Genomic DNA, 12469 nt, shown 5'->3' with positions numbered 1-12469 from the left:
GCGTCAAGGTCGAGCATCATCCGCAGCTGGCGTCTCCGGCGCAGGCGCGCATCGTTGCGCAGTCGAGTGGTCCGGTGTACGTGCCCTCCGAAGACCCGGCGCGTGCCTATGTCGTGTACCCATCTACCGGTGCGATGGCGCGGGGCAGCCTGCTGAACATCGCCGACCAGGCGCTGTCGAAGGTGGTGCTGGGTTCGGTGGACCGGATGATGCAACCGCAGGCACAGCAGATCCAAGGCGCCGCCTATCCGCAGCAACAGGCCCCTGGCATGCCGCAGCAGCTGCCTCAGCAGGGCGGCGCACAGGCGATGGCCATGCCGCAGCAGTTGCCGGGTGCTGCCGGCGCAAGCAATGAGGGGCCGGTGATGTTGCGACCCTGGAGCGAGCGGAATCTGCCGGTGGCCGGCAATGGCAATTCATACAACGCACCGGCGCAGGCCGCTCCGGTGCAGCAGATTCCCGCAGGGGATGCGGCCTTCGTGTTCTGACGAAGTCGTGGTACGGCCAGTCCCCCGGCTGGCCGATTCAGTTGTGTTAGTCCATCAACAAGGAAATCAATCCATGAAGCGATCCAATCTCGACCTCGTCCAGGCCCAGCGCACGCTGAAAACCCTGCTGATGGCCACGCTCTTCGTTGGCGCACTGTTCGCCCCGCAGGTCTTCGCCAACGGTGCTACCGACTTCGGCGGCACCGACAAGAAGGTCTGCGGCTTCTTCAACAACATCAACGGCCTGCTGAACATCGCCTCGATTGCCGTGGTCACCATCGCGGTGATCTTCGCCGGTTATCAGATCGCCTTCGCGCACAAGCGCATCGCTGACGTCGCCCCGATCCTGATCGGTGGCGTGCTGATCGGCGCCGCCGGCCAGATCGCGCGCATGCTGCTGGGTGATGGCAGCGACGGCAAGTGCGGTGGTGGCACCAGCACCTCCTACCTGATCAACCACGTGATCCAGTACTACAGTGCATAAGAACGTCGTGTTCCGCGGCTGCACGCGTCCAGCGATGTTCCTGGGCGTCCCCTACCTGCCATTTTTCATGGTGGCAGGTGGGTTGTTGCTGCTCAGCATGTACACGAACTTCTGGTTCCTGCTCACCATTCCGGTGGCGGTCTTCATCATGCGGCACATGGCCAAGCGTGACGAAATGATCTTCCGGCTACTGGGCCTGCGCCTGATGTTCAAGCTGAAGGTGCGCAACGTGCAGGAACACGATGGCATGTGGGTGTTCAACCCCAACCATTACCGCGACAAGCCGGCCCGAATGGATTGAGGTCCGGATCCGGCCTGGCGGGCGTCCGCGCCCGCCAGGTCTCTTGAAACTCCTTGGCAGTACCTCTTTGGAAGCAGTCGTATGTTCAGCCCTGACACCTCCATCAGTGAGTTCATTCCGTTGTCGTCGCATGTTGCCCCGAACGTGGTCAAGACCACGGGCGGCGACTACCTGCTGACCTGGCATCTGGAAGGGCTGCCGTTCGTCGGCCGTGAGGAGTGGGAGCTCGAGCATCGCCACAACACGTTCAACCGCCTGCTGCAGACGCTGCGCGCGCCTGATTTTGTCAACGTCGCCTTCTGGGTGCATGACATCCGTCGCCGCCGCACGCTGAAGGGCAAGAGCAACTACAAGCAGCGCTTCAACCAGGATGTGTCAGATCAGTACATGGGCATGCTGTCCTCGCAGCGCATCATGCAGAACGAGCTGTACCTGACCATGATCTACCGCCCGGTGGTGACGGGTAAGCGCTTCGTCGAAAAATCGGCGAACGTGGACAAGCTGCGCGCCGAGCAGGAGCAGGCGATCGAGAAGCTGATGGAGCTGGCCGGCAACGTCGAGGCCGTGATCCGCGATTACGCGCCGTATCGCCTGGGCATGTACGAAGCCAAGAACGGGGTGGTGTTCTCTGAAACGCTGGAGCTGTTCGGCTACCTGATCAATCGCATCGACGAGCCGGTGCCGGTGCTGTCGGCACCGATCAAGGATTACCTGCCTGTCAGCCGCCACATGTTCTCGGCCAAGACCGGTGACTTCGCAATCAACACCCCGAATGGTGCCAATCATTTCGGCGCCATCCTGAATATCAAGGAGTATGCCGAGGGAACCTACCCCGGCATCCTCAACGGCCTGAAGTACCTGGATTACGAGTACGTCATCACCCATTCGTTCAGCCCGATGGGGCGCCAGGATGCACTGAAGGTGCTCGATCGCACCAAGGGCATGATGATCTCGTCCGGCGACAAGGCGGTCAGCCAGATCGTCGAGCTCGATCAGGCCATGGATCAGCTGTCGTCGGGTAACTTCGTGCTGGGTGAATACCACTTCATCATGGCGGTCTACGGCGACACCCAGGCCAAGCTCTCGCAGAACGTCGCCTCGACCCGCGCCGAGCTCTCCAATGCCGGTTTCGTGTCGACCAAGGAAGACCTGGCGGTTACCTCGTCCTTCTACTCGCAGCTGCCGGGTAACTGGCGCTACCGCACCCGACTGGCCAATGTCAGCTCGTTGAATTTCCTGGGCCTGTCGCCACTGCACAACTTCGCCACCGGCAAGCAGCACAACAATCCGTGGGGCGACTGCGTCACCACGCTGCAGACCACCAACGGCCAGCCGTACTACTTCAATTTCCACGCGACCCACCCGTCGGAGAACTCGCTGGGTGAGAAGGCGATCGCCAACACCATGGTGATCGGCAAGTCCGGTACCGGTAAGACCGCGCTGATCAACTTCCTGCTCAGCCAGGTGCAGAAGTACGAGCCGTCGCCAACCATCTTCTTCTTCGACAAGGACCGCGGCGCGGAGATCTTCGTGCGTGCCTGCGGTGGCAACTACCTGGCCCTGGAGAACGGCGCGCCGACCGGCTTCAACCCGTTCCAGTGCGAGAACAACGAAGCCAATGTGCAGTTCCTTGCCGACCTGATCAAGGTGCTGGCCGGCAAGCGTGAATACAGCGCCCGCGAAGAAGAGGATATCTACCGCGCGGTGGAAAGCATGCTCGATACGCCGATGCACCTGCGCAGCATGACCAACTTCCAGAAGAGCCTGCCCAACATGGGCGACGATGGCCTCTACGCGCGCATGCGCCGTTGGACATCGGGCAATTCGTTGGGCTGGGTGTTCGACAATCCCGTGGATACCGTTGACCTGAGCAAGGCCAACATCATCGGCTTCGACTACACCGACATCATCGACAATCCTGAAGTGCGCGTGCCGGTGATCAATTACCTGCTGCACCGCCTGGAATCGCTGATCGACGGTCGTCCGCTGATCTACGTCATGGACGAGTTCTGGAAGATCCTCGACGGCGAGGGTGGCCTGAAGGAATTCGCGAAGAACAAGCAGAAGACCATCCGTAAGCAGAATGGTCTCGGCATCTTCGCGACGCAGAGCCCGGAAGATGCGCTGAAGAGCGATATCTCCGCCGCCCTGATCGAGCAGACCGCAACGCTCATCCTGCTGCCGAACCCGAATGCCAGCAAGAGCGACTACATGGATGGCCTGAAATTGACCGAGGCCGAGTTCAGGGTGGTGACCGCCCTGGACGAGCGCTCGCGCTGCTTCCTGGTCAAGCAGGGCCATGCGTCCAGCGTCTGCCAGCTCAACCTTCGTGGCATGGACGACATCCTGTCGGTGATCTCGGCCTCGACCGACAACATTGATGTCATGCATCGGGTGTTGCAGACGGCAGCGGTACGCAATCGCGTCACTGTCGACGAGCTCAGCCCGGAGCAGTGGCTGGAAGATTTCTACAGGAACCGGAAGGGATCGGGGAAGGAACCCCGTTCCGACGCGGCGTGATGGCCGTGCGAGCAGGAGACAGGCAAGTGGACGTCAATCAGAACAACAGGAGTTTCCCCATGAACAACGTCAAGCGTCGGGCCAGCGCCCGCAAGGTACTCAAGCCGATGGCCAAGGTGCTCGGCGTTGCCTTGGCCCTTTCAGCGACCAATGCGGGTGCCATCGGCCCGGTGCAGGAAACGGGTCCTGCGCTTTGGCAGCACATCTGGAACCAGTTCAACACTCTTCAGTCCAAAGTGCAGGAAAAGGCACAGTTCGTGAAGGAGAATACCCAGTGGCTGCGTGACTGGAATCAGACGATCAAGGAATACAACGAGATGCTCGTGAGGGTCCAGGGCATCGTCAATGATTTCGGCCTGCCCGCAGCTACGCCGTTGACGCCCGTGCCTCCGAAATACCTGATCGCCGAGACCTGCGGAACCGGGGCCCAGCTCAAGGACCTGATGACGTCGATCGTGTTCAAGCCTGACGGTGACTGGAAGGATCAGCAGACACAGATCTGCGTGAATATTCGCATGATGCAGAATCGCAAGTACAACGATGCGGTTGATTTCATGCAGAAGACCGGCCCATCGATCATGAAGAGCCTGGATTCGATCGCCCAGATCCGGTTTGGTAGCAGTCGCCTTGGTGATATGGAGGCGGTAGCAAACGACTCGTTGCGGACCGCCAATGAAATGAATGCGTCGGTTCAGAATTTTGAGGCGCGTATCAAGGCATATGACGCGTACATCTCGGTGATGGAAGCAAACCAGAAGGTCGTGGCGCAGGCAGCGTTGAAGGGGGATCCGATGAAGAACCTGGCTAGCGATCTGGTCAAGACGGTAGCGCTGAAGACGGCGTTGTCCATCGACTGATGCGTGGAATGGGGCACCTGGGGACCACGAATCCGCGTGGTGCTTCATGCGATAGCGGTATTACCAAGGGAATGTGGGTATGACGATCAGGTCGATTGCCAACTTTGATTTTTCGGGCGGTTTCCAGGATTTGATGGAGCACGCGGTGCGTGTCCAGTCGGTCGGCGATTTCGTGTTCTTCAAACTGATCCTGGACTACCTGCGGGACAAGATCGGCAAGTTTGGTTTCGACCTGATGGACAACATGATGGCGTGGGTTGGCGGTATTGCCCTGACCCTCATGACCTTGTGGGTGTTGATCCAAGGCTATCGCATCGTCACTGGGCGCAGTCGTGACTCGATGATGATCCTTGTGACGAACATGGCTCGCGCTGCTCTGATTGTTGCTGTGGCAACGAGCATGGGCATGTTTGGACGTGATCTTCATGAGTTCCTGACCGAGGATGTAAAGGGACTCATCACCCACGTCGTTACCGGCAAGGATCAGAAGCCGGAGCAGCAGATCGACAAGAGCCTGGCTTGGATGCAGGTGGCGCTGTCCAGCATTGATGGCATCAAGGTCCTCGGGGATCCGGGGCTGCAGGAAGAGAAGACACGAGCCATGTGGTTCATCGGTCTCGGTACGGGTGGCCCAGCCGTGACTGCGGGTTCAATGCTGTTGCTTTACGAAGTTGCGATGGCGTTGTTCATTGGGTTCGGGCCCTTGTTCATTCTTTGTCTCCTCTTCGACCAGACCAAGCAGTTGTTCCAGCGATGGTTGTTCTACGGCATTGGAACCATGTTCTCGATGGCGGTGCTGGCGGCCATGGTGTCGATCGCACTGGACATGGTAATTCGCGTGTCCGCCTCGTTCTGGGTGACAGCGCTTGTGAACAAGTTCCCGCTGATGGGCGCGTCCAGCGACGGCATGACCAGTCAGGCGATGCAGCAGGGCGGCATGGGATTGATCCTGACGACCCTGATTCTGACTGCGCCCCCAATGGCGGCGATGTTCTTCCAGGGAACCTTGGGTAGCTTCATGGCATATTCGCAGATAGGTGGCAGCCCGGTCGCTCAGGCGCCTGGTCCGAGCGGGCAGCCGCCGGGTAGCTATTACGCTCCTCCGAAGCCTTCTAGCAGTACTGAGGCTCCGACGGCGGGTCAGGATGCGGCTTCCGGGACAGCTCGCATGACTTTGCCGCAGAACTCAGCGCCAACGATTCACGACACAGGCCTTCGCGGGGTGAATCGTTAACTTGATGCGTCGCCCGCAAGTTGGCGCAAATTCTTGATCTGCTGTCGAGTGGTTTCTTATGAGAATGAATAATTTTCTATTGCTGATTCTCCTGTTGCTTGCCCCACTAGTTGCATATGGGGAGGGGCGCTGCCCGCCAGGTCAGTATCCGATTGGCGGGCAGGGTGCGGGAGGCTGTGCCCCGATTCCAGCCTCTCAGGGTGAGGGGAGTTCCGGGCCGCGTGCGATAGGGAAGTGGATCAAGACCTGGGGAGCCATATCCCGTTCTGTTGTGACCGGTGATGTGGGAGCTTCGGTTGGAAAGAGATCAAAGGCGGAGGCCGTCGCTGAGGCTCAGTCCCGCTGTGCGACATATGGTGCGAAAGATTGCTCTGTAGGGATAACGTATAAGAATCAGTGCGTCGCTTACGCGGATCCAGATCCGGGTTCTAATGGATTGATTTCAATGGCCGGCGGCCCAACGAAAGAGGCCGCTTCCACTGAGGTTCTGAAGTACTGTGCTGCTCACGGCGGTGGGCAGTGCACGATCAAGTACACGGATTGCAGTGAGCCGATCTTCCAAGAGTTCTGATTGCTCTATGAAGCTGCGTTGAAACATCCGACGTCCAACGCCTATCGCACTTTGGTAGATGGATCTGAGTGGCTGGGGCCATCATGAGGTGAACTCTCGAAGCTAAACTCGGGAGTTCGGTCCCGTGCCCGAAGAATTGGGCTGCGTGCGCGTCAAAAATGCTGACGTATCGCGCCCTTAAACGCGGGTGCCTTTCTCGTCGATGAGGACACTCTGGAGACTAGGACTGCGGGTGACGCTGCGCGGCACAGCAGGGTGGCATGGGCCTGATTCTTACGACGCTGATCTGACTGCGCCCCCAATGGCGGCGATGTTCTTCCAGGGGACCTTGGGTAGCTTCATGGCATATTCGCAGATAGGTGGCAGCCCGGTGGCTCAGGCACCGGGGCCGAGTGGGCAGCCGCCGGGTAGCTATTACTCGCCGGCGACGCCAGAGAAGGGGAGCTCCGGGCATGGAGCAAGCGGAGTAGGGCAGATGAGTCGATCGACTGGATCTCCACATGTTGCCGATACGCAGTCGGGTACAGGCCGATTTGCCAAGGCACCTATTTAGTTCGCGGAGATGCGTGTTGTCTGTGTAAGGAGAGTTGCCTGATGAGAGTGATCCATTTGCTAGCGCCGTTGGTGTTCATGTTCGCCACATCGGCTCTTGAGGCTCAGGCTGAGGGGCGGTGTCCTCCTGGGAAGTATCCGATCGGAGGGCAGGGCGTCGGTGGTTGCGCCCCGATTCCTGGAGGCGCGGGCACGACTACCAGTGGGCCTAGAGCGACGGGTAAATGGATCAAGACGTGGGGCGCAATATCGTTGGCGCCCTCGGGCGCCTCTGGCTCCTCAACTGGGCGTGTCCGAAAGGCGGAGGCTGTTGAAGAGGCGCAGAGGAGATGTGCTGAATCCGGTGGAGTGGGATGTAAGATCACCATTACTTACAAGAATCAATGCGTGGCCGCTGTTGTCGCCAGCTCGGGCACAGATGGAACCACGCAGTTTGGTACCGGCGCGACGATTGAGAGTGCTGAGGAGTTTGCTTCCCGGCTCTGTGCTTCGAAAGGAGGGCGCGATTGCGCTCCCGTCTATTCTGCTTGCTCTGAGCCGATCTTCGAGAAATTCTAGAAGTCCTATAGCGAGTCTGTGGTCGTCCGGCTAGATTGAATGTCAGCCAGATCGAAATGGTTAGGTGCCCCATGGTTGCGCGCTGACTCGGGCGGCTGGTGTAGAGGCGAACAGCATGCGTCCGTAGCTCGAGTGCGTGGTGGCGGGAGCTGAATGACAGCAGATCAGATGCTGGATCTAGCATCGGCCCGGGATTGAGTGCCGAGGCGTGTTTTTTCTGATGTCTCATCACCCATGTCGTTACCGGAAAAGACCAGGCACCGGAAGAGCAGATCGACAAGAGTCTGGCTTGGATGCAGGTGGCGCTGTCCAGCATTGATGGCATCAAGATTCCGAATGACCCTGGATTGCAGGAAGACAAGACCCGGGCCATGTGGTTCATTGGCCTCGGCACTGGTGGTCCAGCGGTGACTGCGGGTTCAATGCTTCTGCTCTACGAAGTAGCAATGGCGCTGTTCATCGGATTCGGGCCGTTGTTCATTCTTTGCCTTCTGTTCGACCAGACCAAGCAGTTGTTCCAACGATGGTTGTTCTATGGCATCGGAACCATGTTCTCGATGGCGGTGCTGGCGGCCATGGTCTTGATTGCGCTGGACATGGTGATCCGCTTGTCTGCGTCGTTCTGGGTGACGGCGCTGGTGAACAAGTTCCCGCTGATGGGCGCATCCAGCGACGGCATGTCCAGTCAGGCGATGCAGCAGGGCCGCATGGGATTGATCCTGACGCCCCTGATTCTGACTGCGCCCCAATAGCGGCTATGTTCTTCCAGGGCAACTTGGGTAGCTACATGGCATATTCGCAGATTGGTGGCTCGCCGGCCGCGCAACCAGGACCACAGGGCCAACCGCCCGGATCTACGGGAGGCTCATCCTACAAGCCCAGTGCTCCAAGTAAAAATCACGCATTCGAAGCGCCCGCTCAGAGCTCGATGCCCAGGTTTGGCAGTGCCGTTGATGCGCCTGTGTAGACTGGACAACGTGGTAATGCTTCAACGACGAATGTCTGACAGTAATTGCGGAGTTTTCAATGCGAATTAGTTGCGGATTTCTGGCTTGTGCTGCACTGGCTCTCGTTCCGTTTGCCGTCTTGGCTGAAGGTGGGAGTTGTCCTCCCGGGTTCTATCCGATCGGGGGACAGGGAGTGCAAGGGTGTGCGCCGATACCCGGCGCATCTAGCGGCTCAGCCGCCGCTCCCGTAGACGCGCCACCGATGCCGACCGGAGAGTGGCTTACGACCTGGGGAGCGGTCGCAGAATCTCCGACATCGAATTTGGTTGGAACCTCGGCAAACAAGCGCAGCAAGGAGCTTGCCGAATCGGAAGCAATTAGAAAGTGCGCGGCCGAGGGTTCGAGGGATTGTAGGACCACTGTTAGCTACTACAACCAATGCGTGGCATTTTCCGCGCCATCGTCAGGAAAAGGTCGGGGCTCGGTGAATACCGCAGTGGATATGGACACCGTTAAGGCTCGCGCACTTCGCAGTTGCAAGGATGTTGGAGGAGGCAGTTGCATCATTGCCTACTCGGAGTGCTCGAATCCGGTTTTTCGCGAGTTCTGAGTGAATCTATCGGGGTAAGTCAGCCTGATGGCTGGCGCTACCTGAGAGCATGATCGTCGACTCGGTCACCAAGTAGGTAACCGCTTTCGAAGATCGCGGTTTTATGTGATCAAGTGCGCTTTTCATCCCAAGCGCCCTTCGACGAGTGCTGCCTCTTCGAAGTAAGCTGCGTGCGCGTCAAAATTCCGGCGCATCGGTGCCATCGAGTGCAGGAGCTTTTCCGTCCATGAGGACTCTGACGACCCACGATGCGGGTAACGATTGCGACGATCTCAGACGCCGTAGGGCCGGGGCTATGATCCGCCATGGCGGACGCCGGGGTCCGCAGCCCAGTGCACGGGCTCCTGATCGACGCACGGGTACTGGCAAGTCAGGATTCAAGGAGTCGCAGGGGATGCAGAAGGGGAGTGGCGTACACATGGACAATGCCCTGGCGTTCGTTCCGTCCGGTGCGAACCTGCTGGAAGCGGTCAGGGGTGAGCTCAACGGCGATGGCATAGAGTATCAGCTGCTGGTCATCGACCAGCCGACACCGGAAGGGCTGGTGCCCGGCCAGCACGGACCAAACCGGGTGCTGCTGTTGCTGCGCGGTGACGGACGCGGGCGCTGGCAGCTGGCCGCGCGCAACGACAAGCTGGTGCCGTGTTCTACCCGAGGTGGCCTGGCCGGCGACCCTTTTGCGTATGCAATGGTCGAGGAGGGCACCTTCAGCGTGATCACCAACGGCGGTAGCCGCGAGCGCTGGAGCAGCACTTACCGGTTCCGGTATGCGCCCGCGGACAAGGCCTGCTGGGTGGACGGGGTGAGACGCAAGGTCGTGGATATCGAGACCGAAGCGACCCACATCCGGGATTACTCGGCGGCGGAGCTGGGCAGGGTGCGGTTCGAGGACTTCGACCCGTCCAGTGTCGCCGAGGTGTCGCTTCCATGAGCCAAGCTCCAACCGGCGGAAGGGAATCCGCGCTGATGAAGATTCAGGAGTTGCACTGTGTCGACCGATAGAGAGTCGCAACTGTTGCGGCAGGCGACCAAAGCCGGCATCGACTCCCCGCTTGAACTGGCCAATTTCATGGCCCAGGCAGGGCACGAGTCGCGCGGCTTGAGCCGGCTCAATGAGAGTTTCAACTTCACCCGGGGAATCTCGCAGATCCCGGTGGAAGCTGCGTGGCGCAATGGCAACGCTGCGCTGGAGAGCGCCCGCCAGGAAGCGCTGCATGGCCGCCCGGAAAACCTGGCTGAGCTGATGTACGGCGGACGCATGGGCAATGACGCGCCTGGTGATGCGCTGAAGTACCACGGCCGCGGCTATCTGCCGTTGGTCGGCAAGGAGAATTACGAGCGTGCCGGCAAGGCGCTGGATCTGGACCTGGTGAATCAGCCGGAACTGGCCGCGCAGCCCGAGCACGCAGGCCGTATTGCGGTGTGGCAGTGGCAGACACGTGTGCCGGAAGCCGCGCGCGAGGATGTGCGCGAAGCAACGCATGCGCTCAATGGCGCCCTCAATGGCATCGAGGCGCGCCGGCAACGCTTCGAGGTCTGGCAGCAGAAGCTGACGCCGGACGTGATGGCGCGGCTGGAGCGGGGTGAGGTCGGTGCGCCGGCGCAGAGTGTTGCCCGAGACATGTCGCAGACTGGTGAGCCCGGCAACCCGTTGTTCGAGGATGCACGCCGACGCCTGCAGCAGATGGGAGCACAGAGTGGACTGCGCAGCATACAAGAGCTCGACAATACCGCTGGCGCATTGGCGCTGGGGGCGCATAAAGCCGGCCTGTCGCGCATCGATCATCTCCTGGCCGGCAATGACGGTCGCACGCTGTTTGCGGTACAGGGTGGGCTGGGCGATCCGGCCATGCTGCGCGCATCGGTCGATCGCGAACAGGCGGCGCAGCAGCCACTGGCGCAGAGCAGCCAGCAGTTGGCTGCCAGCGTCGCCCAGCAGGACCCGGCGGCCACGCTCGCGCGCGAGCAGGAGCAGCGTTCTCGATCCCTGTAGCACCTGATGCCGGCGGGCAGGGTGCCCGCGGGCGCTTTACGTACGACGCGTGGCGTCCTGTGGCGCCGACATGGAAACCCACTCGTAAGGACACCACATGCGAATCGTTCCCCCGAATGCCCGGCACGCCGCCGCCCACTGCAGTGCATCCGTGCGCCGCCTGCCGTCACTCTGGCTGCTGTCACTTGGACTCGCCGCAGCGTCGGCACAGGCTCAGGAGGCCGCAGCACCCCTCGTGGAGACGCCCCGCGCTGCCGAGGCGGCCTTTGACGCGCCTGCAGGGACGGCGCACGTTGCAGCACCCACGGCGGCCGAAGCTGTTGCCGCGGCACCGGCTCCCGAAGTGCCGGCTGCCGTGACACCTCCTGCGACACCTGTGGTGGACGCGCAGCCGGCGCCGGCCGCAGGCCCGACGCCTGTGCCCGTTGCACCCGCAACGGTGGCGCCTGTCGCTGCGCCGCCTGCCGTCGTCGAGCCAGCCGTCCCGGCGGTAGCTCCCGCGCCACCCGCCTTGGCCATCGTGCCGTTGCAGCCCGAGCAGGCCACCGAGCGCGCGCTTGGCGCCCGCTGCCCGGTGGATCTGGCCGGGCGGCTGGCGACCCAGGGCGAGCTGCTGATCGGCGCGTGCCAGGGCACGATGCCGGCGCATCTGGCCGCGCTGCTGGTCGCGCTGCCCCAGCAGGACATCCACCTGCCGCGCAGCTGGCGCGAGCGTGAGGTGCAACAGAAGGTTTGGTTCAAGGCGGTGCCGGGCTACGGCCAGCGCCCGGACTTCATCGTGCGGATGGGCGACATCTGGGTGCGTTCGCTGGAAGGGCGCGACGCCGGCAGCACGTTCTACCTGGTGTCGGCACCGTTCACCTGCAGCGATCAGGTCGCCAATCGTGATGAGTACGGCGCGGAACCGGTCCGCGTGCCAGCGGGTGATTGCCGCGAGGCCTATGTGGCCCAGCGTGTGTACCAGGTCCGCGGGGACGCGGCGCCGAGGGATGTGACCGCCGATGCCATGCCGGCCATGCCCCCGGTCACGGAAGCCGACCGTGCGCGCCAGCTGTCGCGCGAGGGTCGGATCAGCCTGGACCACAGCAAGTTGCAGTACGGCCCGGCCATGCGCTGGTTCGTGCAGTACCCGGAGTCGGCGCAGAAGGGTGGTCCGCGTGCCTACAGTGACTGGAACCGCGAGCACCTGGCCTTCGTGGTCTGGACCGGTGATCGCTTCGAGCTGCGCGACAAGGTCCCGCGCAGCCAGTGGCCGTGTGATCCGGTGGCGCCGGGGGATCGGGCCTGTGGCGGCTTCCCGGATTCCGGGCCGGATCTGTTCGTGACCGCCAGTGCGTCCGCGCCGGTCGCGGCC

10 protein-coding genes and 2 pseudogenes are annotated in these 12469 nt (G+C 61.3%); all 12 read left to right on the top strand.

Annotated features, from left to right (window positions below; genetic code table 11):
- Window positions 1–561: 561 nt before the first annotated feature.
- Complete coding sequence (locus tag N5D20_RS21990; protein WP_049436633.1) at window positions 562–972, top strand: TrbC/VirB2 family protein; 411 nt, start codon at window positions 562–564, stop codon at window positions 970–972.
- Window positions 965–1273: a VirB3 family type IV secretion system protein gene (locus N5D20_RS21985; protein WP_100049996.1), complete on the top strand. Its 309-nt coding sequence runs from the start codon at window positions 965–967 to the stop codon at window positions 1271–1273. Before N5D20_RS21990 ends, N5D20_RS21985 begins: the two co-directional genes overlap by 8 nt.
- Window positions 1274–1354: 81 nt before the next feature.
- Window positions 1355–3793 carry a VirB4 family type IV secretion/conjugal transfer ATPase gene (locus tag N5D20_RS21980; RefSeq protein WP_049436631.1) on the top strand — a complete coding sequence of 813 codons (2439 nt, stop codon included), beginning with the start codon at window positions 1355–1357 and terminating at the stop codon, window positions 3791–3793.
- A gap of 59 nt (window positions 3794–3852) precedes the next feature.
- Window positions 3853–4650 carry a hypothetical protein gene (locus N5D20_RS21975; protein WP_054172017.1) on the top strand — a complete coding sequence of 266 codons (798 nt, stop codon included), beginning with the start codon at window positions 3853–3855 and terminating at the stop codon, window positions 4648–4650.
- A 79-nt stretch (window positions 4651–4729) separates the two neighbouring features.
- Window positions 4730–5884, top strand: coding sequence for a type IV secretion system protein (locus N5D20_RS21970; RefSeq protein WP_197578477.1), 1155 nt, complete (start codon window positions 4730–4732; stop codon window positions 5882–5884).
- 58 nt (window positions 5885–5942) lie between these two features.
- Window positions 5943–6455 carry a DUF4189 domain-containing protein gene (locus tag N5D20_RS21965; protein WP_312390786.1) on the top strand — a complete coding sequence of 171 codons (513 nt, stop codon included), beginning with the start codon at window positions 5943–5945 and terminating at the stop codon, window positions 6453–6455.
- Between the two features lie 248 nt (window positions 6456–6703).
- A pseudogene (locus N5D20_RS21960) lies at window positions 6704–6882 on the top strand (type VI secretion protein); the annotation flags it as partial.
- A gap of 167 nt (window positions 6883–7049) precedes the next feature.
- Window positions 7050–7565: a DUF4189 domain-containing protein gene (locus N5D20_RS21955; RefSeq protein ID WP_197578476.1), complete on the top strand. Its 516-nt coding sequence runs from the start codon at window positions 7050–7052 to the stop codon at window positions 7563–7565.
- Window positions 7566–7789: 224 nt separating this feature from the next.
- Window positions 7790–8532, top strand: a pseudogene (locus N5D20_RS21950) (type IV secretion system protein); the annotation flags it as partial.
- A 984-nt stretch (window positions 8533–9516) separates the two neighbouring features.
- Window positions 9517–10053: a hypothetical protein gene (locus N5D20_RS21945; protein WP_197578475.1), complete on the top strand. Its 537-nt coding sequence runs from the start codon at window positions 9517–9519 to the stop codon at window positions 10051–10053.
- Window positions 10054–10110: 57 nt separating this feature from the next.
- Window positions 10111–11115, top strand: coding sequence for an XVIPCD domain-containing protein (locus N5D20_RS21940; protein WP_197578474.1), 1005 nt, complete (start codon window positions 10111–10113; stop codon window positions 11113–11115).
- 97 nt (window positions 11116–11212) lie between these two features.
- Window positions 11213–12469 (top strand): hypothetical protein (locus N5D20_RS21935; RefSeq protein ID WP_279915013.1); only part of this gene is annotated, 1257 nt, incomplete at its 3' end.

The organism is Stenotrophomonas sp. GD03877, from assembly GCF_029840555.1.
Lineage (GTDB): Bacteria > Pseudomonadota > Gammaproteobacteria > Xanthomonadales > Xanthomonadaceae > Stenotrophomonas > Stenotrophomonas geniculata.
This window is presented reverse-complemented; position numbering and strand designations above follow the sequence as displayed.